General features: G+C 58.8%; 21 protein-coding genes and 3 pseudogenes. 11 read left to right on the top strand and 13 right to left on the bottom strand.

Annotated features, from left to right (window positions below):
* Positions 1-81 precede the first annotated feature (81 nt).
* Together FHT86_RS38815 and FHT86_RS06640 are read right to left on the bottom strand one after the other, a co-directional pair.
* Positions 82-486: pseudogene (locus FHT86_RS38815) on the bottom strand (hypothetical protein); the annotation flags it as partial.
* A gap of 299 nt (positions 487-785) precedes the next feature.
* Positions 786-1,069 (bottom strand): annotated as a pseudogene (locus FHT86_RS06640) (hypothetical protein); the annotation flags it as partial.
* Between the two features lie 305 nt (positions 1,070-1,374).
* On the opposite strand from FHT86_RS06640, the gene FHT86_RS06635 reads away from it, so the two are divergent.
* The 4 genes and pseudogenes from FHT86_RS06635 (at position 1,375) to FHT86_RS06620 (ending at position 6,463) form a co-directional block, all read left to right on the top strand.
* Positions 1,375-1,923, top strand: coding sequence for a carboxymuconolactone decarboxylase family protein (locus tag FHT86_RS06635; protein WP_133706079.1), 549 nt, complete (start codon positions 1,375-1,377; stop codon positions 1,921-1,923).
* Positions 1,924-2,079: 156 nt separating this feature from the next.
* A pseudogene (locus FHT86_RS06630) lies at positions 2,080-2,175 on the top strand (LysR family transcriptional regulator); the annotation flags it as partial.
* A 1,833-nt stretch (positions 2,176-4,008) separates the two neighbouring features.
* Positions 4,009-5,145, top strand: a complete 1,137-nt coding sequence (locus FHT86_RS06625; protein WP_133706077.1) for an esterase-like activity of phytase family protein — start codon at positions 4,009-4,011, stop codon at positions 5,143-5,145.
* Positions 5,146-5,284: 139 nt separating this feature from the next.
* Positions 5,285-6,463 carry an AI-2E family transporter gene (locus FHT86_RS06620; RefSeq protein WP_133706076.1) on the top strand — a complete coding sequence of 393 codons (1,179 nt, stop codon included), beginning with the start codon at positions 5,285-5,287 and terminating at the stop codon, positions 6,461-6,463.
* A gap of 8 nt (positions 6,464-6,471) precedes the next feature.
* Here FHT86_RS06620 and FHT86_RS06615 read toward each other — a convergent pair whose 3' ends face one another.
* The 4 genes from FHT86_RS06615 to FHT86_RS06600 form a co-directional block, all read right to left on the bottom strand.
* On the bottom strand, positions 6,472-6,867 hold the full coding sequence (locus FHT86_RS06615) for a GNAT family N-acetyltransferase (RefSeq protein ID WP_133707095.1): 396 nt from the start codon (positions 6,865-6,867) through the stop codon (positions 6,472-6,474).
* A gap of 95 nt (positions 6,868-6,962) precedes the next feature.
* The gene (locus FHT86_RS06610; protein WP_133706075.1) at positions 6,963-8,117 is read right to left on the bottom strand and encodes a DUF2336 domain-containing protein; all 1,155 of its coding nucleotides are present in this window, start codon (positions 8,115-8,117) and stop codon (positions 6,963-6,965) included.
* A gap of 114 nt (positions 8,118-8,231) precedes the next feature.
* Positions 8,232-8,837: a flavin reductase family protein gene (locus tag FHT86_RS06605; protein WP_133706074.1), complete on the bottom strand. Its 606-nt coding sequence runs from the start codon at positions 8,835-8,837 to the stop codon at positions 8,232-8,234.
* A complete protein-coding gene (locus FHT86_RS06600; protein WP_133706073.1) occupies positions 8,837-9,424 on the bottom strand; it encodes a nitroreductase in 588 nt (195 codons plus the stop codon). Before FHT86_RS06600 ends, FHT86_RS06605 begins: the two co-directional genes overlap by 1 nt.
* Before the next feature lie 110 nt (positions 9,425-9,534).
* Between FHT86_RS06600 and FHT86_RS06595 the strand changes: the two genes are divergently transcribed.
* Positions 9,535-10,659, top strand: a complete 1,125-nt coding sequence (locus FHT86_RS06595) for a hypothetical protein (RefSeq protein WP_133706072.1) — start codon at positions 9,535-9,537, stop codon at positions 10,657-10,659.
* Between the two features lie 40 nt (positions 10,660-10,699).
* Here the strand turns inward: FHT86_RS06595 and FHT86_RS06590 are convergent, their stop codons facing one another.
* The 5 genes from FHT86_RS06590 to FHT86_RS06570 all read right to left on the bottom strand — a co-directional run bounded on the left by FHT86_RS06590 (position 10,700) and on the right by FHT86_RS06570 (position 15,249).
* Positions 10,700-11,539 (bottom strand): lysophospholipid acyltransferase family protein, encoded by an 840-nt coding sequence (locus FHT86_RS06590; protein ID WP_133706071.1) that lies wholly within the window; start codon positions 11,537-11,539, stop codon positions 10,700-10,702.
* Positions 11,540-11,694: 155 nt separating this feature from the next.
* A complete protein-coding gene (gene thrS / locus FHT86_RS06585) occupies positions 11,695-13,680 on the bottom strand; it encodes a threonine--tRNA ligase (protein ID WP_133706070.1) in 1,986 nt (661 codons plus the stop codon).
* 124 nt (positions 13,681-13,804) lie between these two features.
* Positions 13,805-14,335, bottom strand: a complete 531-nt coding sequence (locus tag FHT86_RS06580) for a DUF1697 domain-containing protein (protein ID WP_133706069.1) — start codon at positions 14,333-14,335, stop codon at positions 13,805-13,807.
* Positions 14,332-14,769 carry a membrane protein insertion efficiency factor YidD gene (gene yidD / locus FHT86_RS06575; RefSeq protein WP_133706068.1) on the bottom strand — a complete coding sequence of 146 codons (438 nt, stop codon included), beginning with the start codon at positions 14,767-14,769 and terminating at the stop codon, positions 14,332-14,334. Before yidD ends, FHT86_RS06580 begins: the two co-directional genes overlap by 4 nt.
* Positions 14,770-14,784: 15 nt before the next feature.
* Positions 14,785-15,249, bottom strand: coding sequence for an iron-sulfur cluster assembly scaffold protein (locus tag FHT86_RS06570; RefSeq protein ID WP_133706067.1), 465 nt, complete (start codon positions 15,247-15,249; stop codon positions 14,785-14,787).
* 290 nt (positions 15,250-15,539) lie between these two features.
* Between FHT86_RS06570 and folE the strand changes: the two genes are divergently transcribed.
* The 3 genes from folE (at position 15,540) to FHT86_RS06555 (ending at position 17,712) form a co-directional block, all read left to right on the top strand.
* On the top strand, positions 15,540-16,163 hold the full coding sequence (gene folE / locus FHT86_RS06565; protein ID WP_120704233.1) for a GTP cyclohydrolase I FolE: 624 nt from the start codon (positions 15,540-15,542) through the stop codon (positions 16,161-16,163).
* Positions 16,164-16,188: 25 nt separating this feature from the next.
* The gene (gene hisI, locus FHT86_RS06560) at positions 16,189-16,638 is read left to right on the top strand and encodes a phosphoribosyl-AMP cyclohydrolase (protein WP_133706066.1); all 450 of its coding nucleotides are present in this window, start codon (positions 16,189-16,191) and stop codon (positions 16,636-16,638) included.
* A gap of 108 nt (positions 16,639-16,746) precedes the next feature.
* On the top strand, positions 16,747-17,712 hold the full coding sequence (locus tag FHT86_RS06555) for a patatin-like phospholipase family protein (RefSeq protein ID WP_133706065.1): 966 nt from the start codon (positions 16,747-16,749) through the stop codon (positions 17,710-17,712).
* 173 nt (positions 17,713-17,885) lie between these two features.
* Here FHT86_RS06555 and FHT86_RS06550 read toward each other — a convergent pair whose 3' ends face one another.
* Positions 17,886-18,320 (bottom strand): CBS domain-containing protein, encoded by a 435-nt coding sequence (locus FHT86_RS06550; RefSeq protein ID WP_133706064.1) that lies wholly within the window; start codon positions 18,318-18,320, stop codon positions 17,886-17,888.
* A 166-nt stretch (positions 18,321-18,486) separates the two neighbouring features.
* Positions 18,487-19,257, bottom strand: a complete 771-nt coding sequence (locus FHT86_RS06545; RefSeq protein WP_133706063.1) for a rhomboid family intramembrane serine protease — start codon at positions 19,255-19,257, stop codon at positions 18,487-18,489.
* Between the two features lie 321 nt (positions 19,258-19,578).
* Between FHT86_RS06545 and FHT86_RS06540 the strand changes: the two genes are divergently transcribed.
* From FHT86_RS06540 to pip, 3 genes are all read left to right on the top strand, one after another.
* On the top strand, positions 19,579-20,241 hold the full coding sequence (locus FHT86_RS06540; protein ID WP_246779399.1) for a PAS domain-containing protein: 663 nt from the start codon (positions 19,579-19,581) through the stop codon (positions 20,239-20,241).
* 84 nt (positions 20,242-20,325) lie between these two features.
* A complete protein-coding gene (locus tag FHT86_RS06535) occupies positions 20,326-20,955 on the top strand; it encodes a PilZ domain-containing protein (RefSeq protein WP_133706061.1) in 630 nt (209 codons plus the stop codon).
* A 70-nt stretch (positions 20,956-21,025) separates the two neighbouring features.
* Positions 21,026-21,988: a prolyl aminopeptidase gene (pip, locus tag FHT86_RS06530; protein WP_133706060.1), complete on the top strand. Its 963-nt coding sequence runs from the start codon at positions 21,026-21,028 to the stop codon at positions 21,986-21,988.
* Positions 21,989-21,997: the final 9 nt, after the last annotated feature.

Here is a 21,997-nt window from a genome sequence, read left to right as displayed (position 1 = left end):
TGCCACCAGAATGTCCTGGAATGTCAACTTGCGGAATGCAAAGACCGTTCCCGTCGTGACTGTGAACTCCCGGCGGCAAGCCCGGCACTTGAAGCACCGGCGCCGGATTTCCCAGCAGTTCGTGTGCGTGCAGCGGACGCAGATCGGACGTCCTTCGGTGTCGGGCCAGCGGATTAGACAGAAGACCCGGTAGGCGGTCTCTTCATCTAGGCTACGGAGGTCTTCAAGCGTGGCGGAGCCGAAGGGGGACAGAGAAAAGATCCGGCTGCTGTGATATTTCCAACCTCCGGACTGCTTCCTGAGCGGAAAAGACGGACAACTGCAACGGAATGGCGGAAGACATGTTCGGTTCCCCGGAAGATGCGCAACGCGAAAGGCGTCGCCGATATCGGCGATCGGAGGCTCAGCGTGTTCGTATTCGGATGATCCTGAACATGGTGCAGATGATACCAGGGTAACTGGCAGGCGTCGATCGGAATCCAGCATTGGTGGCAGTTGCCATCTAAGTCCGCGAAATTGTCAAATAGATAAGGGATCCACCCAACCGGATCCTGGCAGACGGAGCTCGGCACCAAGATCGCCGACTGACCATCTACATGCGCCCTCGTCTTCCCATTCAGCACGCAAGCGCCATGACCTTGCCTCAAGTTTTATCCAGTTTTGAGTTCGCTCCAGCGTGTGAACTTGTGCATGGCTTTGACCTCGTTTGTGCTGATTTCGACGCCTTGCAATTGAGAAGTGTTATACCAGAAGTCGACCGCCTCTCGCCCAACTGCGGCCATGACTTAGTGAAAATTCCGGCTCTTCACCTTCAGCGTGTCGATGTGAAGATCCGGAATATAGATGTCCTTTGGCTTCATGGCGCGCTTTGGGTTCCCCTCGGATCGGGGCCACCTCCATGGGTGAAGTGGTCGGCACGGCTGAAGGGCAGCGCAAAGGACTGGTCGCGGTCGGCAAGCCCGCACAGATCTGCGGAAAGATCGAATAGCTGCTGGGCAACGAGATGGACGACCTCGCCCTCTCGTTGGATGCGACCATTGATAGCCATTATCGAAGATCCCAGGAGGGGTCCGGGCCTCCGGGCCATGACCTCAAGGACGATAGGAGCGGATGCTCGGGGGGACGCGGCTGACCATCAATCACAACCCTCCGAACGCGAATTGCGTTTGAAACCTTTTCAAGCGCAGATGAAACGAGAGAGCAACCGAGCGATCGTACCAAGCGGAAGCTTTGCGATCCGGACCGACAACATCAATGCTCTGGCCCGAGAAATCATCGACATCTGGTCAGAGATCTCACACCGCTCTGACATTTCCCCCGAGCAGAATCAGTCAATTAGCACTTTAAAATAAAATCGAGCGAGGAATACCTATAATGGCTTCTATCAGCTATGTCTCTGACAACATCTATCAAAAGCGTCTCGGATCTTCTCAAACGGCCAATCTCCTTCGGGTTCTTTTTCACTCGCCTGACTGGGCGCAAGTGTTCGTTCGCCTCGCCGGCGCGCAGATGAGCGTGCTCTCGCTGGATGCGCGGGACCGTGAGCTCGTCATCCTCCAGGCGGGCTATATGCTCGACGCCGCGTATGTCGTGGCACAGCATGAGGGGATATCCGAGATCCTCGGGGTTTCAGAGGCGCATCGCGACGCCCTTCGCGACGGTCGATTTGATGACGAGGTCTTCACCGATCGTCAAAAAGCGCTTGTGCGCTTTGTGGCCAGTCTGATTGACCGTTCCTACCCGAACGACGCTGCGCTCGCCGAAGCAAAGCGGCATTTCTCTGAGGCTGAGCTCGTGGAGATCGTCGGTGTTCAGGGCTTCGCAGCGACTGTCGCAGCAATCACGCGGACGTTCGATGTGGACATCGATCCCGTGAGCGGCGAGGATCTCGTTCGCTTTTCCCAGCAGGTAACCGATGTATGACCGAAAAACCGTTGATGTTGCATATGCAGCCCGCCGCAGCATCGAGAACAGAGTAAAGTAACGCACATGTGAGATGAGGGCCGCTGGGAGGGCCAGCATTTGATCATATCGGACATAAGCCTTTGGATCCGCGTTGGCGATGCCCTTTCCCGACCACCGCCGTTTGGCGGCTATCATCTCTACTATCCGAACCGACTGCACCCATCACCTGCCTTCTCGCTCGTCGTTGAAGCACTTCGCCTTCGACGATGACGCGCAATCGGCGTCATGCCGGCCGACCGCTGGTGACCGCCCCGTCGCAAAGGACATCTGTGCAAACGACTTAGACGGACTTGTCATTCCCAGTGGCTGCGCGGCACCGACAATTTGCGGGCGGACGCGGACGTCGTCTCGTTCGTGCGAGAACCCGCCCAAGGAATTTCCAGGAGGCCCTATGGTGGCAAACGCAAACCGCGATTGCCTCTATACTTTGAACGAGGAAAAGAAATGGGACCTGGTCGATCAAAGCCGTGAAGTCGCGGGCAATCTCGTTAGCGTCTTTCAGTTGCCCATCGAAGAGCAAGCATCCTTGGTCAATGGAAAGGATCGACTTTTCCTTTTAGTCCGGAAGACCGATGTTCGCGCAGGAGGATGCCTGAGATGAATTGGACAATGAGATTGATGAGGCTCTGAGACTTAGCGGCCTAGGCGCACGCGAGGTAATGAGAATGTCCGTTACCGGACATTTTCCATTCGACATGTCTTATTTTAATTGCTTCTAAAATAGCCTTGTGTATGTTCGCCGCGTTCAACGGGAGGAATTGAATGCAGCGCATCCAGCCACAAGAGGTAACTCGCGACGTCTCGGCCAGTGTTTGGGCCGTCAAGGATTTCTGCGAGCGGAACCAGCTAAGCAGCGACAACGAAGTGCGCCTTCTTCAACTCTTTGGGCCGTTCGCGACGGCCGCTGAACTAAGATACAACGTAGAACATCGACCGAAGTGGCGGTAAATACGACATGCTTTAGAGCGGCGCCCGCCGAGTTCGCTTTAGGTCTGGGGCCGCCCCGGCAAACTTCGCGAGTTTGATCGTCCGCGGGTTGGCGGCGCCCCAAAAGAAAAGGCCGCTCAGTGGCCCAGCTACTTACCTAAATGTGGAACCGATTTTCGGGTCAGTTCCATTTCAGCACTCCGAGTCGATCCGAACGAAATGCGGCCTCTGCTCGCGCGAACATCGCGGCTGCGTGGGAGTTCACGAACTCGTGCAGATGTCGCGGGTATCCGGGGGCGGAACGCACGCGCTCATTGAGGATGGGCGGATCGAGGCCTTCATTCGGGGAAGCTCCTCACAAGGGCACCCTCAGAGGGAAATCGAGCCGCAGATCGTCGAGAAATCGGCTGCTGGGAAGCATCGCGTTCGTCAATGGACAATGAAAAGGAGACTCGACGACGCTGGCTTGCCGCCAGCGTTCACGGCTAGTGAAAAAAAATAGGTGCTCCGAACTCAGGGCGCTGACATATGTGTTTAAAACGAGATGCCGGGAAGGCGTTCTTCCATATCTGTCCCGGCATCTCGTTTTCGAGCGGTATTTGCTGGCGACTGCGACCAACGCTTCTAAGTCTTTGCCGAAACACAATCCAACTCCTCTTTGGAGCTGATGCTGCCCAAGCTCGAACCGTCGATGGTTTCCGCGATGGCCCACCTTCAATGGATCAGTGTGGTGGCATTTGCCACATAATTCCGGAAATGCCCTTCTACCGCCGCTAAGTGCTATCCGCCCAAAACTTCCTCTGAATTTCGAGCCGGGTATTTTGACCCGGCTTTTCTTTTGCCCGATTTCGTTGGCCATTTTTGGGGGCTTAATTGGCCAAATCTCGGTGCGTTTTCGTATCTACGACCCTGGATATCAATGGGTTACAGGCACGATGGCCAGTACGTTGATAGTTTTCTCATGACAGCGGTAGTCCTTTGCTGCGGCAAAAAGCGACATCGCGATAATTTTGTTGAATTGGCTGATATCCGTAACGAAAGCGTCACGGGGGGATGCATAGATGCGGCATCTCTGCGCACCCGCCAACTCGTGAATCCGGATCTGACGATATCGCCATGTTGAAGCCCTCTTTGATGACCGCCGCCGCTGTTTTCCTTCTCGGCTCCGTCGCCGCCCGCGCCACGGATATCGGTAGCGTGATCGACGTTCCCTGCCCCTTCGGCGACTGCAAGGCTGGCGTCAGCCTCTCCTATCTTGGTGAATACGACATTCCGACGGGCTTCATGGAAAACGGCGTTGAAGTCGGCGGGCTCTCGGGCATCGACTTCGATCCTTCGACCGGCCACTACATCTCCATCAGCGACGACCGCTCCGAAAAAGCGCCGGCGCGCTTTTACGATCTCGATATCGATGTCAGCGCCGCCGGCCTCAAGGGCGTGACGGTTCTCGATCACGTGACGCTGAAGGATAAGAACGGCCAGCCTTTCGCTATTCGTACGGTTGATTCCGAGTCGATCCGCATCGGCAAGGATGGCATCTACTGGAGCAGCGAAGGCGACGGCAAAGCGCTGTTGCCGCCTTTCGTGCGGGTCGCCAATCGCGACGGCAGCTTCGTGCGCGAACTGCCGCTGCCGGCTGGCTTTGCGCCGACCGCGGACAAGAGCACGGGCATCCGCGACAACCTTGCTTTTGAGGACTTGACCTTCCTCTCGGGTGGCGACCTTCTCGTCGGCATGGAATCCGCGCTCTATCAGGACGGCCCGATGACGACGCTGACCAATGGCGCGCTTGCCCGCCTGATCCGCTACGACGCGGCCACGGGCGAGCAGAAAGCGCAATATGTCTATCCGGTCTCTCCGATCCCGCAGGCGGCCGCCAAACCCGGCGGCTGGAGTGATTTCGGCATGTCGGAAATCCTGGCGCTGGACGACCGGCACGTGCTGTCGATCGAACGCGGCTATGCGCAGGATGTCGGCAATTCCGTCGTCATCAACATGTTCGATCTCGAGGGCGCGACCGATATTTCGAACATTCCATCCTTGGCCAAGACCGACCAGCGCATCGTGCCCGTGCGCAAGACCCAGGTGATGGATCTGCGCGCGCTCGGCCTTGCACCCGACAATATCGAGGGTGTCTCCTTCGGCAAGGCGAAGGATGGCACGGATGTGCTGATCTTCGTTGCCGACAACAATTTCAACCCGACGCAGAAGACGCAGTTCTTTGCCTTCAAGGTGATCCATCGGCCGCAATAACCGGGCGTCTACTCTCGCATCGGTAGTCGTCTGGCTGTCACGGCAACGGATTATATAGGCTTTCAGGTGGTGGCCCTTGAAACAGCCCAGATCATAGCCCATAACCGGTTGATCTAATAAAAAGAGTGAAGCAAGTCCGGTGGGTGTATTCGAACGTCATAAGCCGAGGGAGCCGCGGTGGCTGGGGCCGACCGCGCATCCGCGCATGGCTCTTATTCCGTCGATTTCGGCGGCACGTTGGCTGCTGATCCTGATTGCCGCTGCCGGCATCTATTTCTTCTACGGTTTTCTCATTCCCGTGCTGGCCGCGGCGGTGATCGGTTTTGCCACCTGGCCGCTTTATAGCGATCTCGTACGCCGCACCAACGGGAATACGACGCTTGCGGCCACCATCGCCATTGCCTTCATTGTCACCTTCCTGGTGCTGCCAATCGTGCTTTCGGCCATCTATATGGTCGGCGAAGTGCGCGTATGGTTTGCCTGGGCTGTGCATGTCAACCGAGATGGTGCCCCGCCGCCGCAGTGGATTCTGGCGCTGCCGATAATCGGCTCCTGGCTTGGCGATCAGTGGACGCAATATGTCGGCAGCCCCGGTTCCATCGGCGAATTGGCACAGCTGGTCAGCGGCGCTCACATCGGCAATATCTACCGGGCGGTGCTTGCCGCCGGCGGTGGCGCCTTCCATGTTGTATTGACCTTGCTGTTCATGCTGATCGCCCTGTTCTTCATATACCGTGATGGGGCCAAATTCGTCCGTCAGGTCGATCTTTTGGGTGAACGTATCCTGCCGAACCGCTGGGAGCGCATTTCCCGCGTAGTCCCGGCGACGATCAGCTCCACGGTCATGGGCATGACGCTGATCGCCATCGGCGAAGGCGTCGTGCTTGGCGTCGCCTATTGGATCGCGGGCGCGCCATCGGCAGTCACCCTCGGCGTCCTGACCGGGGTCATGGCGCTGGTGCCTGGCGGTGCGCCGCTCTCCATGTCGCTCGTCTCCATCTATCTGCTCGCCAGCGGCTCGCATTGGGCCGGCGTTGGGCTGTTCGTCTGGGGCACGGTCGAACTCTTCATCGTCGATAAGACGCTGCGGCCGAAACTCGTTGGCGGCCCGATCAAGCTGCCCTTCCTGCCGACCTTTTTCGGCCTCGTCGGCGGCGTCAAGACCATGGGATTCCTCGGCCTGTTCATCGGCCCGGTGCTCATGGCCATCATCGTCGCCATCTGGCGTGAATGGATCCGCGAGGCGGAATTGACCGAGGAACAGCACGCCCAAGAGCCGGAACTGCAACTGCGTATCAGGGATGGTTCGGACGGCTGACCCGGCTTCTAAAGCGTCTTTTCCATGAACAGGCTGAGCGGATCAGGCTCGTAGCTGCCGAACGGTCCAATCTCGGTATAACCGAACTTGCGATAGAGGCCGATTGCCTCTGGCTGGTATATGCCGGTTTCGAGCCGCAGCGCCGTCAGCTTTCTTTCCGTCGCCTTATTTTCCAGTGCTTCCATCAGCATCCGTGCGACGTTGCGTCCCCTGGCAAGCGGGTCGACAAACATGCGCTTGATCTCTGCGGTGCCATCGTCTGCCTCGACCAGCGCGCAGCAGCCGACAATATCGCCATCAAGCCGCGCGACCCAGAAGGTTACTTCAGGTCTCTCCAGTGACTTGAGATCGAGCAAGTGGTTGCTCTCCGGCGGATAAAGCGATTGTGCATAGGCACTCGACATGTCGAGGAGACGGATAACACCATCCTGGCGCGGTGATTCAACGGTAATCGTCAGCGGCAAGGCAAATCCCAAAAAGCTACAATAGCGGATCGATATCACGCCGCCGCAAGAGCCGCCAGTGCCGCGAATGTCCGCGCCGTCTGCCGTCGCTCGGCGTTGGCGAGCTTCTCCACCATATCGAGCAATTGTATTGCAGCGGCAGGCGACTGTTCGGCAAGACGGAATTTGCGCATGAGCCGGGCCGAAACATTTTCCAGCATGGTGCCACCATTGGTGCGGGATGCCTCACGCCAGATCAATGTCGCCTCGACAAAGACGATGCTGATGTCGCGCGACAGGCCGGCGGACTCGTACAGTGCACGGACGGCATAGACGCGGCCGGTGGAAAGGATGGAGCGGACGCGCCGCTCATCGCAGGCAGACAGGTTGGTGATTGCACCGGCGAAGAAGTCCACCTTGCCGGAACAAAGCGCATGCATGAGAAAAGCCGGCGTCAACCAGCCGGATTGCCGTAGGTGCTCGACTAGATCAGCAATGTCCTCGTGCTGTACTGTCCCGGCTATGGAAACCGTGGCTGCCTCGCTGGCCTCGCGACTTATGTGTTGCAACCTGCCTGTACCAATCGTGGCCTGGATCAGACTTGAGCCTGCCAATGCTTCGCTGACATGCCGCATCAACAGGTGCCGGACATCCGAAGGCAAAGCATCGCGGTTGAGAAGCAGACCGCGGATATCAGCGTGATCGCCGAGGCGCTCGGCAATCCGTTTCAGCGAGGTGCGCGACAACGAGGCGCCGTCGTTTTCCAGCAGGCAAAGGATTTCGGTCTCACCGCCGATTTCGGCAAGCGCCGCGGAAACCGATCGGGACACTCGTCCGCGCGATGCGATCAGGACGCGCGTCACGTCGCTGCCACGTAGTACAAGATCGACAAGATCGGCGTCGGTGAACACAGGCGAAAAAAGAATAACCTGCCCCGCAATCTCTGGCTGATCCTCCGCCAGTGGCAGTATGACGTTACGCGGCGTATTCGAAGAGCGCGCCACGGCTTCGGCAAGCGCCAGGCGCACGCGCGGCGACGGGTCGTCAAGCATATAAGTCATCGCCATCTCGGCGGCGGCACGCTCTTCTCGCGGCATTTCCGATTGCAGATAGGCGCGGCCAAGGGCATTGGCCGCCCTCGCCCTGCTCTCTGCCTTGGCGGTCTCGGCCCAACGAAGAAATGCTTCTATGATCACGTAACGCCCCGATATCGGCGGGACGATTCCCGACCCGCAAACTCACATCGGATACGTTAACGACGAAAGGTTTACGGGCCGTTTACCTTGTTTATTAACCACTAATGCGCGAACGAGACGGCGTCGATATCATGGCGCTTTCGGCCGCAGCAGTTCGAAGACGTCGCTGCCTTCGCTGTAGTCCATGTAGCCCATGCGCGCGACGGGCCGCGCGAGCGCCATGTCGAGCCGGCCATCCCGAATGATCGCTTCATCGATATGGATGCCGACGACCTGGCCGAAGACCATGATATTTTCCGATGGCTCACCGTTGAGGCCCTTGGGCTGCATGACCTCTGTCACCCGGCATTCGAGTACGGCAAAAGCTTCGGCTACATAGGGCGCGTCGACCAGTCTACCGGGTTCGGCGGTCAGTCCGGCCAGCGAGAACTCGTCGATGCCGTAGGGCACGGCGATCGATGAATGATTCATCTTCTCGATGAGATTGCGGCTGACGAAATTGGCGGTGAAGACACCGGTTTCTTCGACATTGCGGACGCTGTCCTTTCTGCCGGCAGAAGAGAACATCACCAGCTTCGGCCGGTCGCTGACTGCATTGAAGAAGGAATAGGGGGACAGGTTGAGCGAGCCGTCGCGGCCCTTGCTGCCGATCCAGCCGATCGGACGTGGCGCGACGATGGCCTTGAAGGGATCATGGGCCAAACCATGCTGATTGGTGTCTGTCGTGTAGAACATCACGTGTCCTTCCCGCCGACCCAGGTCACGGTCTCCGTCAGTTCCGGGCGTGGGCGCTCTGTCGACGGGAAGTCGGAAGAGCCGATATGGATGAAACCGGCGACCTTTTCGCCTGGTTGAACGCCCAGCAACGGATAAGCACGCTCGTCATAGGCGAACCATTCGGTCAGCCAGTTCGACACCCAGCCATGCGCATTTGCCGAGATCAGCAGGTTGAGGCAAAGAGCACCGACTGACATCAACTGTTCCCATTCGGGGATCTTGAAATGCGGTCCCGCCTTGCTGACGACACCAATGACAACCGGCGCGCGGGTGAAACGCGTGCGCTCGACCTGGATCATCTCTTCGGACAAGTCCGGCTTGACTTCCAATGCCAGCTTCAACAACTCTTCGCCGATCCGCGCCCGCTCCTCGCCGCGGTATACGATGAAGCGCCAGGGGGCCAGCTTGCCGTGATCCGGGACGCGCGAAGCGAGCCGCAGGATATCTTCGATTTCGGCCTTGTCCGGGCCGGGTTCCATCATTTGAAAAGCAGGAATGGATCGGCGCACCGCCAGATAGTCAACCAGCTTGATATCGGTTTTCATGGAATGATTGCTCTCATTTTCATGCGCGGGAGGAAGTGGGTCTTGAATTTGCCACCGCATTGGTCTTGAAGTGGCCTGTGTTTTACCGGAAGTCAATCGGTTGGGAACTCATGTCAGGCATTTCATCCGCTCGCCGATTGGGCACGGCTTTCGCGATGCTCGCGAGCCTGAGCACCGTTGCCTCGGCGGAAGATGCCTTTCAGGAATTCAAGCAGCTCGACGGCAGCGTCAAGATGCCGAAGCTCAACGCCTTCATAGCGCCGGGCGGCGAACGTTCTCCTGCTCAAACGCTGCGCGACGTCTCGCTTGAGGCCAAGCTGGCGTCTGACGGCGGCCCCCAGTTGCAGGGCCTTTCCTGGTATGTCTTCAGTCCTTTCGCCGGCGCCGACGGCAAGCTGCCACTGGTCGCGAGCTCGAAAGGCGGTTCGGCTTCCTTCCATCTTCTTCCCGGCGATTATTTCGTCAACGTCTCCTTCGGCCGCGCCGGCGTCACCAAAAAGCTTACTGTCCCCGAAAGCGGAGTGCTGCAGAAGCAGACCATGGTGCTCGATGCCGGCGGCATGGTGCTGAATGCCGTTTCCGGGTCCGACGTGCGCATCCCGCCGGACGAGTTGAGCTTTTCGATCTATTCCAGCGATGCGAAGGAAGACGGCGAGCGCGGCCTTGTCATGTCCGACGTCAAGCCGAACACGCTTGTAGGCCTTAGCGCCGGCACCTATCACGTTGTCTCCGAATATGGTGCCGTCAACGCCGTCATCCGTGCCGATATCCAGGTGGAAGCCGGCAAGGTGACTGAAGCGACGATCCAGCACAAAGCGGCGAAGATCACTTTCAAGCTGGTGTCGGACGCCGGCGGCGAGGCGATCGCCGATACCGCCTGGTCGATCCTGACGTCTGCCGGCGATATCGTCGGCGAAAGCCTCAGTGCCTTCCCGACTATGGTGCTTGCCGAGGGCCAATATACGGCCGTCGCCCGCAACAAGGACAAGATTTACCAACGCGACTTCACCGTTGCAGCCGGCACGAACACCGATGTCGAAGTGCTGATGAAGGAACAGCAGCCGCAGGACGCCAACGATCAGCAGCCGGCGCAGCAGATCCCCATCCCGCCGCCACAAGTGCAGCAAAACCAGGTCCCGCAGACACAGCCGGGCGCCTCAAGCCAAAAGCATCCATTGCCGACTTACGAGCAATTGGCACCGGCCGGCGGGGATGACGGCGAGAGCATGGATTGAGGCTGCCGTGGGCGCCGACTCATCGCTTTCAGCGCCAAGCTTAGCTGACTTTTTTCCGCAATGCCCGCCTCGGTGGCGCCATGGAAAACACCGCGCTGTAGAGCTTCGACAGTAGATCCTTACGGTCGTTCCCCTCGCTGAGCGCCTCCCAGCTCATCAGCCTGCCGACGTGCGCGGTGATGGTGCTGCCGGAAAGGCGCCGGAATTCGCGGATCAACAGCGAAATGCGCAGCGTCATCGACACGCGGCTGGCGAGGTGGAACAGCCGGCCGTTCTGCCCTTCGAAATAGATCGGAATGACGCTGGCCCGCGCCGATTGAATGAGTTTTGCCGGAAAGATTTTCCACGGCAGGTCCTCGGCGCGGCCGAATCCCTTCTTGGCCGTCGCGACACCGCCGGCCGGAAAAACGATGATCGTGGTGCCTTCCTTGAGGAGACGAACGGCCTCGTGGCGTGTTTTCATGTTGATCGCCATCGCCTCCTTGGTTTCCTCGAAGGAAACCGGCAGCGAATAGTCGTTCATCTCAGGCACTTTCAGCAGCTCGTTGTTGATTAGCACCTTGAACGGACGGCCGAGTTGTTCGGCCAGCGCCAGGACGGCGATGCCGTCGCCGATACCGAAGGGATGGTTGGCGACGATAACGATCGGCGCATCCGGAATTTCGCGCGGTGGCCATTCGCCCTTGGCAACCAGGCGCACATCGATGAGATCGAGCATCTTGCCGAAGATACGCTCGCTCTTGCCGACAATGTCGCTGCGCCAGATGTCGTAGAGTCGGGCATAACGATCGCGGCCGGACAGGCCTTCGATCGAGCGGATGAACCAGCGCTTGATGCGCGTATCCCGTTCATTGGCGTAGGATAATTCTTTGAAATCCAAATCCGCGACGGGCTGCCCCGCTCCTTAAACCTTATAGCGTTGCATGTCCGACAAAACGTGCAACGGCGAAGCAACACTTTGATTCAGCACATATATTAAAGCTCTGTGTCAGTTGTCTGACAGCACCCTAAAGACGCTGTCAGACGACACCGATACTAAGCGGCCTTGGCCCGCTTGGCTTCGCGCTTACGCAGAATGTCTGGCGGCGTAGCTTCGAGCGCAAGCGATGCAATGGCTTCATCGAGCGACATTGCCGTCTGCGCCTGGCTGCCGAGGCGGCGGATGTTGACGGAACGCTCCTCGGCTTCCTTCTTGCCGCAGACGATGATGACCGGAACCTTCGTCACCGAATGCTCGCGGATCTTATAGTTGATCTTTTCATTGCGGAAATCGGTCTCGACGTCGAGCCCGGCGTCGCGCAGCGCTTCCGCAACCTCGCTGCCGTATTCGTCGGCTTCCGAGGTGATGGTCGCGACCACCACTTGCAGCGGCGAAACCCACAGGGGCATATGGCCGGCAAAATTCTCGATCAGGATACCGAGGAAGCGTTCCATCGAGCCGCAGATGGCGCGGTGGATCATCACCGGCTGCGTCTTTTCGGAATGCTGGTCGATATAGAAAGCGCCAAAGCGTTCCGGCAGGTTGAAGTCGACCTGCGTCGTGCCGCACTGCCATTCACGGCCGATGGCATCCTTCAGCGTATATTCGAACTTCGGCCCGTAGAATGCGCCCTCGCCCGGCAGAATGCCGGTCTTGATGTTGTTCGACTGCTGCTTGATCGTATCCAGCACATTCATCATCACGCTTTCGGCGCGATCCCAGAGTTCGTCCGAGCCGACGCGTTTGTCCGGGCGAGTGGACAGCTTGATGGTGATTTCGTCGAATCCGAAGTCCTTGTAGACCGACAGGATGAGATCGTTGATCTTAAGGCACTCGGCCGCCATCTGCTCGTCGGTGCAGAAGATGTGCGCATCGTCCTGCGTGAAGCCGCGCACGCGCATGAGGCCATGCAACGCGCCAGAGGGCTCGTAACGATGCACATTACCAAATTCAGCAAGACGGATCGGTAGTTCGCGGTAGGACTTCAAGCCATGCTTGAAGATCTGAATGTGGCCGGGGCAATTCATCGGCTTCAGTGCGAAGACACGATCGTCGTCGGTGTCGTCGCCGGCGACGGTGACCTTGAACATATTGTCACGATACCAACCCCAGTGGCCGGAAGTCTCCCAAAGCGACTTGTCGAGCACCTGCGGCGCGTTGACTTCCTGATAATCGTCAGCAAGACGCCGGCGCATATAGGAAACCAGCGTCTGGAACATCCGCCAGCCCTTGCCATGCCAGAATACGACGCCGGGGCCTTCTTCCTGGAAATGGAAGAGATCCATTTCGCGGCCGAGACGGCGGTGATCGCGCTTCTCGGCCTCGGCGAGGATGTGCAGGTAATTGTCGAGATCGGCCTGCTCGGCAAAGGCCGTGCCATAGATGCGGGTCAGCATCGGATTGTTGCTGTCGCCGCGCCAATAGGCACCGGCCACCTTCATCAGCTTGAAGGCCGAGCCGATCTGGCCGGTGGACGCCATATGCGGCCCACGGCAAAGGTCGAACCAATCGCCCTGATAATAGATCTTGAGATCCTGCCCTTCCGGAATGGCATCGACGAGTTCGACCTTGTAGCGCTCGCCCTTGGCCGCGAAGACTTCTTTCGCCTTCTCACGTGACCAGATCTGCTTGGTGAACGGCGCATTGCGCTGAATGATCTCGCGCATCTTCTTCTCGATGACCGGCAGGTCGTCGGGCGTGAAGGGCTCGTTCTTGGCAAAGTCGTAATAGAAGCCGTTTTCGATGACCGGGCCGATGGTCACCTGTGTGCCGGGCCACAGTTCCTGCACAGCTTCGGCCATGACGTGCGCCGCATCATGCCGGATCAGTTCCAGCGCGCGGTCGTCATTGCGGGTGATAATCTCTATCTTGCCTTCGGTCACCGGATCGGAAAGGTCGCGCACGGTGCCGTCGATTGCAACGGCGACGGCCTTCTTGGCAAGCGATTTGGAAATGGATTCAGCGACATCTCGGCCGGTTGCGCCAGCATCGTAGCTGCGCACGGAACCATCGGGAAATGTCAGGGAAACGGATTGGGACATCGAAATTCTCCTTGTCCAGTCCCGCCAACGAATGCGGGTGGTTTCAACAGAAGCGGTCAATCAATGTTTTTGAACGCGGTCGCCTGATAGCGATATTTGGCGATTTAGTAAAGGAGAAGCGACTTTAACACCCAATCATCTCGGCCAATCCGCGCACCGTGTTCCAGTTGCGCAACGTGCCAACGCCGAGACGTTTGGTGGTGAGTGCGGAGAGCAGACGCGTCTCGCTCGCCTTGCCGCCGAAATCGATCCACAGGTCGCCATCGACCACTGCCATGCGCTCGGTGCTGCTGCGATTCTTGTCGAGCGTAGCGATGACAGAGGGATCGAGCGGCTCGCGCATGACGCGGACGACTACCTCGCTACCCTTCCCGTCCTTGAACGGATTGCCGGCGGCAAGTTTCAGCCATGCCTCGGCATCGCGGCCGATAATGTCGACGGACTTGCCGAAAGCGCTTGCAAATCCGGCCTCAAGGCGCGCTTCGATCTTCCTGATTGGCTGTTCCTCTGCTTCGAAAACCAGATTGCCAGTTGCGACGAGGGTTCTGGCGTTGGCGAAGCCGAACTCTTTGGTCATCGCCTTCAGATCGCTCATGTTCACCCTGCGTCCAGGACCAAGCACGATGCTGTGAAGGAGCGCGACGTAAGTCTTCATGCCACTCCGGCCGGTTTCCGACCGATGGCGAAATAGCGCCACGGCGCCCACCAAGAGTAGCGGCTCTCCAGCACTTCCGGCACGGGGTCGAGCCCGCTCGTACCGCCCGGTCCGCATCGCGCCACACGGAACAGCGCCATCCAGCCACCGGCCCACAGGCCATGACGGGCGATCGATTCGTAGCCATATTCCGAGCAGGTCGGCAGATGGCGGCAGGAATTGCCGATGAAACCGGAAAGGGTCAGTTGATAGAAGCGGATGAGGCCCATGCCGACGAGCCGGTCGGGCGTCTTGCGGAAGGGGCCGGAATAATTGCGGGAATGGAGTGATTTGTTGTTGCCATGGCGCGGTATTTCGTCGCGCCTTATCCTTTTGGAGCCCGCTGCCGCTCCCCCTTCATCTTCATCATCTTGCATGGCGCAGAGATGGCACATCGCTGGCGGCCTCGATTAAACGGCTTCGGCCGTTATGGCCCCGTGGGACTCGCGCGCCATCTCGATCTGTCCGACCGCATCCACGACCGCATCGAACGTCAGCATCGTGGAGGCATGGCGCGCCTTGTAATCCTTAACCGGCTTCAAATAGCGCATATCCTCGAAGCGTCCGTCCGGGCCCTCACCGTCCGCCTTCAGCATCGCAAGCATATCTTCGCGTGCCTTGCGCAGTTCAGCGGCGGTGGCGCCGACCACATGGCGGGCCATGATGGAGGAAGAGGCCTGTCCGAGCGCGCAGGCCTTGACGTCGTGGGCAAAATCGGTAACGACATCGCCGTCCATTTTCAGCCAGATCTTGACGCGGGAGCCGCATAGTCTGGAATGGGCCTGAGCGCTTGCATCGGCGTCGGAAAGGCTGCCGATGCGTTCGATGTTGCCGGCGAATTCCAGGATCTTGCTGTTGTAGATGTCGTCCATCATCGATTTTGCTCCGATGTACCCGTTTTGCGTTTCATAACAAAAAACACAGCGTGTCGCGTTAGGACACTTTCACAGGGACAATGCCATACTATATGTATGTCGTTCGAAGGCCACGGAATTGCAATGGTCTTCTGTAAGTTTGATGGGAAACCGTGCAGGACGGCAGGCTTATCAGTCAGCCAGAACGCCCCGGAGCCCGCCAAAGGTACACATCTCCCCATGTTCCGGGGAATACCAGTGGCGAGTCCGACAAAATAAGGTCCGCGGTGCGGATCAGGAGACCACAGGTAATGGACGCCATTGTAAAGAACTTTCCGCAGGCACTTGAATCCAATCCGGAATTGGACCGTCCGTCGCAAAAGGAAGCCGAAGACGCCGTGCGCGTTTTACTTCGTTGGGCAGGCGACGATCCGCAGCGTGAAGGCCTGCTCGATACGCCGACACGCGTCGTCAAGGCGTACCGCGAGCTCTTCGCCGGCTACGATATGAACCCTGAGGATGTGCTTGGCCGCACCTTCGAAGAGGTTTCCGGTTACGATGACATGGTCCTCGTGCGCGACATTCCGTTTTTCTCGCATTGCGAACACCATATGGTGCCGATCATTGGCAAGGCGCATGTCGCCTATCTGCCGAGTGGCCGCGTTCTCGGCCTGTCGAAGATTGCTCGTGTCGTTGAAATTTTCGGTCGCCGCCTGCAGACGCAGGAGGCCATGACCGCCCAGATCGCCAACGCCATCGACGAAACGCTGCGCCCGCGCGGCGTCGCCGTCATGCTCGAAGCCGAGCATATGTGCATGGCGATGCGCGGTGTGCAGAAGCAGGGCTCGTCGACGCTAACGACGACTTTCACCGGCGCCTTCAAGGCCGATCCGGCCGAGCAAGTCCGCTTCATGACGATGGTCCGGAGCCGCTGACTGGGCTTCAAAGAAAGAGCCGGAAATGAACCTGGTATTCAACGAGCCTTCCTCAGACAAATCCGAACTTGAGGATGCGGGAGATTTCACTCCCCGTTTCGATGATCGCGGCCTGATCACCGCGATCGTTACCGACGCTAATGATGGTGAACTGCTGATGGTCGCGCATATGAATGCCGAGGCCCTGGCACTGACCATAAAGACAAAAACGGCGCACTACTTCAGCCGTTCGCGCGGGAAAATATGGAAAAAGGGTGAAACCTCCGGAAATCTGCAGACCGTGAAGGAGATGCGTACCGATTGTGACCAGGATGCTATCTGGCTGAAAGTTGAGGTCGCCGGTCACGACGCAACGTGCCATACTGGACGACGTTCCTGTTTCTATCGCACCGTCGAGCTGGAGGATGGAAAGCCGGTGCTGAACGTCGTTGACGATCACCTGCATTTCGATCCTGGCGAGATCTATGGGCACTAACTACCCGCCGACCGGCTGAGCAAGCAATAACCAAGTATACGATTTGGAAACGAAAAAGGGACAGTATTTTAGCAAGAGGCGAGTATAGGCCTCGGAGGATGGCATGCCATGTTGAATTGGGGGTTGAATCGTCAGAGTGCCGCACAGGTTCCTGTGAGTTCAGGTCCGACCATCTCGCCCAACATTCCTGGCCCTCCCGCTGCTCCCGCTCCCCCAAAGAAAGTAAAGATCGCGCTGGCGCTTGGCGGTGGTGCTGCCCGCGGCTGGGCGCATATCGGTGTGCTGCGCGCCCTGAATGAGGCCGGCATCGAGGTCGGAATGATCGCCGGCACCTCCATCGGGGCCCTGGTTGGCGGCTGCTATCTCGCCGGCAAACTCGACGAACTGGAGGCTTTTGCCCGCTCGCTAACCATGCGTCGCATTGCCAGCCTCCTCGACCTCACGATCGGCGGTAGTGGCCTTTTTGGCGGTATGCGGCTGACCAAACGCATGCAGGAACACCTTGAAGGCTTCGCCATCGAGGATCTCGACCGCCCCTTCGTCGCCGTCGCTTCGGAGTTGAATACCGGCCATGAGGTCTGGATCGCGAACGGTTCGCTGATCACGGCGTTGCGGGCTTCCTACGCCCTGCCCGGCATTTTTGAGCCGGTTCGCACCAATAGCCGCACGCTGGTCGACGGTGCGCTGGTCAATCCCGTGCCTGTTTCCGTCTGCCGTGCCTACGAGCAGCCGCTCGTGGTCGCCGTCAACCTGCATTACGATCTCTTCGGCCGTTCGGCGGTCGTCAAACACACTGCCGGCCCGCTGAATGGTGAACCGCAACGCCGTGACGAAGCGCCGTATACCAAGCTCGGCATGACCGGCGTCATGGTACAGGCTTTCAACATCATCCAGGATCGGATTTCCCGCGCCCGCCTCGCCGGCGATCCGCCGGACCTTGCGCTGCACCCGCGCCTCAGTGACGTCGGTCTCTCGGAATTTCATCGCGCCGGCGAAGCAATCGAGCGCGGCTATGAAGAGACATCGGCCCGGCTTACCGAAATCAGGCGCATGCAGGAAGCCTTTGCGCGATAGGGCGTGAATCATTCGGGTGTGGAAACAGGCGGCAAGATGCGGAGCCGATTTCGGCCCCGGCGAGCACGATAGGTCCGCCATGCTGCGCCACCCGGCCCTTCGCTCTAGGCTCTGGGCGTTCGTCGCTGCAGCGACCCAGTGGCTCGATCGCTTCGGCTATGCCGAACCGCTTCTCACCCCGCAATATAGGCCTTGATCTGTTCGGCTTCGAGTTCGATTTCGCGGATGCGCCATTTGACGACGTCGCCGATCGAGATGATGCCCGTGAGCTTGCCTTTTTCTTCGACCGGGACATGGCGGAACCGGCGGTGCGTCATCAGCTCCATCAGTTCGTCGGTGGTGGAGTCTTCCTTGCAGCGATGCACTTTCGAGGTCATCAGCGAAGCAATCGGCTGGTTGAGGCTGTCCTGGCCGTGCTTGGCAACTGCGTTGACGACATCACGCTCGGTGAAGATGCCGGAAATCTTGCCAGCCATCCCGACGACGACGATGGCGCCGATGCGCTTCTCGCTCAGGATTTTTGCGGCTTCTGCGAGGGTCGTATTAGCCCCGGCAGTAATGACGTTGCGACCCTTGGCGTCAAGTATGGCTTTTACGGAAACTGACATTCGATCCTCCCATCTCGAAAGCACAGTGAACAGATGAGCCTCGGATTTGTTCCGAAACCGCCTCCAGGTTTCGGACCGCTGCTCCCGTCATCGACCATACCGGTCTCATCCCTTCACGGCCGATAAGCGTGAATGGTGCGCCAGTGAGGACGAGAAAGCAACAGCTTCATTCCGCTGATGAGGTCGAGTTTTCGACTTCAATGCGAGGTTGCCGGTCGAACAGCGAAAACAACAGGAAGCCGAAAAGGAAGCCGCCGATATGCGCATCCCAGGCGACCGGCTGCGCGCTGTCGCCGACTATCGTGATGCCGAAAGCAACAAGCGCATTGCCGACGATCCACATCACGATATAGGCAACGACCGTGCGGCTGCGCAGTGAAGCTGGGATCGACAGCCGTGGATTGAGATGCGCCTGCCGCATGCCGACACGGCGGCCGTCCATGGCGGGAAAAGCAAAACGGCAGGCTGCTCCCATCAGCCCTGAAACGACGCCTGAGGCGCCGATCAACAAGCTTTGATCGCCCCAATAGATGGCAGCATGCAGGAATGCGGATGCAGCCGCCGAAAGAACCCAGAAGATCACATAGCGTGCGGCGCCGATGCGACGCGCTACGGGTGCGGCAAAGACCATCAACCACAGCCCGTTGAAGACGATATGTTCGATGCCGCCATGCAAGAGCGAATAGGTAACTGGTGTCCAGAGCCATTCCAGCCCCTGCTGCGACAATGGGAAGGCATAGCGGGCAGGAATGAAGCTGAAGGTGAAATATAGCCAGTTCAGCGTATCGTCCGACCACCAGGGCAGGTTCTGAATTGCGAAGACGACGATGAGCAGGCCGAGGCTTGCGAGGATGACGGGCGGCAGATTGAAAGCCGGAACGCGCTGCGGCGGCCGATTTTCCTCGGGCTCTTGGCGCGGTGGCTCTGCATCATCCATGACTTGCTCTGAAATCTTGAGAAGGGAATCGAGACATACAGCAGTGAAAATCAAAAAAAAAGCCGTCCAACCCTGGTGGACGGCTTGTTCGGGCGCTCCTCGTTGGGATGTGCCGCAATGGTTATATCCCACGCCCGAGACAGTCTGTGCTGAAGGTCACCCTCGTGAAGTGATGGGTTATTTCTCTCACCCATGGCTGCGGAAGGCAAATGAAACCCTCTGTTAACCTTAACGGCTCGGCGTTGGCACGAAATTAGCAGGGTATGACGCGAGGGCAATGAATGCCCCTGCATTTGAACTGAAATGGGACACGGACGCGTCATGCGGCAGAAAACCAGCATCGAGATATTTACCTATTGGGAACAGCTCCGCGGCAATGCGGATGCGCCGTTGCGCAATTTGATACAGCCTTCAGCGGTCCGCCATATTCTGCCTGAGCTCTTTATTCTTGAAGCCGTACCGGACGAGGCGCCGCGCTTTCGGCTGGCCGGAACAGCGATCTGCAGTTTCCTGGGACGCGAGCTTCGCGGCGAGAGTTTTGCCGCGTTGTGGGCCGGCAGCCAACCTGATGATCCCGTGCGCATCGCCGCCGGCGTGATGGCGCATGTGGTGCCTGCTCTGATCAATGCGACCGGCTATAGCCTCAGCGGTCGCCACATGACCTTCGAAATGGCACTGATGCCATTGCGCTCATCCGGCGATGTCTGTGATCGTCTGCTCGGTTGCCTGACACCGACTGCGCATACGGCATGGCTCGGTGGCGAGCGTCTGGAGTTCCTGGCGCTCGATCGCAGTCGCCTGCTGTACGAGCGCCCGGCCCGGCCCGTTGAATTGCCACCGCATCCGGAACCCGCCGATTTGATCTCCCATCATGACGGCCTCGGGCTCGGTGAATTGATGCGCCGCATGCTGAATTTGAAGTTGGGCGAGCGCGATCCCGGATCGGTTGACCCATCGCGAGACAGATTCAGCCGCCGTCTCTGAGCTATCCCTCAGGAAAGACAACCTTACCTTAAGAAGTTTCGGCTAGTGATTGCACGAAACATAATCGGTTCAAGAAGCCCTTTCATGCATTCATTCCAGCCAGCCCAGACCACGCGGCCAAACCAATTGGCAGGGAATGCGCCTCGCAAGGATCAGCGGACCTTTCAGCGGGTTCCGATCAATATGCAGGGCCGCTTGATGTTGGCCAACTACGAAGAGTTCGAATGCCTGGTTACGGACATGTCCCCGGGCGATATGTATGTTACTTGCCAGGGCCGTCCGCGCGTCAATGAGCGTGTCGTGGCCTATATCGATCATCTCGGCCGCGTCGAGGGCCATGTGGTCGCCGTCGACGGCCGTGGTTTCAGCATGTCGATCAATGCGACCGACCGCAAGCGCGAGAAGCTCGCTGCCCAGCTCACCTGGCTCGCCAATAAGCATGAGCTCGGCCTGCCGGAAGATCGTCGCCACGACCGTTTGACACCGCGCAGCACCCTCAGTGAATTGACGCTGGAAGACGGCACGCGCTATGTCTGCCGCATCATGGATCTGTCGCTCTCGGGCGCTGCCGTCGACGTCGAAGCCCGCCCGCCGATCGGTACGCCGGTGCGCCTCGGCAATATGCGCGGCCGCATCGTGCGCCACTTCATGGAAGGCGTCGCGATCGAATTTCTCTCGGTGCAATCCCGCGAGACGTTGCGCGAATTCCTCTAATCCTGTCATCCTGCTGTCACGTCGATTCTGGAAATAGCGGCGTTTCGCCACTCTATCTATGTGATGGCCGATGAAGACGCTTTATCCTGAAATCGAGCCCTATGATCAGGGCATGCTCCACGTTGGTGACGCTCACAGCATTCGTTGGATGCAGTCGGGCAATCCGAACGGTGTTCCGGTCGTCGTCCTGCATGGCGGTCCGGGGTCAGGCAGTTCCCCAAGCGCTCGCCGTTTTTTCGATCCGGAACACTATCGCATTATTCAATTCGACCAACGCGGCTGCGGTGAGAGCCTGCCGCATGCGTCCGATCCGGAGGCCGATCTTTCTGCCAACACGACATGGCACCTGGTTGGCGACATCGAGCAGCTTCGGCTTTTTCTCGGCATCGAACGTTGGCTGGTCTACGGCAATTCCTGGGGCTGCACTCTTGCACTGGTCTATGCTGAGACGCATCCGAACCGTGTTGCGGCCCTCGTTGTCGTTGGCATCACCATGACGCGGCAATCCGAGATCGATTGGCTCTACAACGGGCTCGCCCGTTTCTTTCCCGAGGAATGGGAGCGCTTCCGTGCAGCCGTTCCGGAGAGCGAGCGCGACGGCGATCTGGTTGCCGCATATCATCGCCTGCTCTGCAATCCTGATCCGGCCGTCCATCTCAAGGCTGCCAGGGACTGGCATGAATGGGAATCGGCATCGATCCTCGTCGATCCACGTGCGACTTTACCCGGCCGTTGGTCCGATCCTCGGTATCTCACCGCAAGAGCGCGCATCATCACGCATTACTTCCGCCATCGCGGCTGGCTGGAGGACGGACAGATATTGCGCGATATCCGCCGGCTCGCCGGCATCCCCTGCACCATGATCCAGGGCCGCCTCGATCTCGAGGCGCCTGTTGTCACCGCGTGGGAGCTGTCACGGGCATGGCCCGCCGCACGATTGGTCGTGGTTCCCAATTCCGCCCACTCCCCCGCGACATTGGAGATGGCGGCAGCCATTGTCGAAGCAACGGACGAATTTCGCGCTATCGGCTGATGGCCGCAA

This window comes from Rhizobium sp. BK313 (assembly GCF_014193655.1).
Lineage (GTDB): Bacteria > Pseudomonadota > Alphaproteobacteria > Rhizobiales > Rhizobiaceae > Rhizobium.
This window is presented reverse-complemented; position numbering and strand designations above follow the sequence as displayed.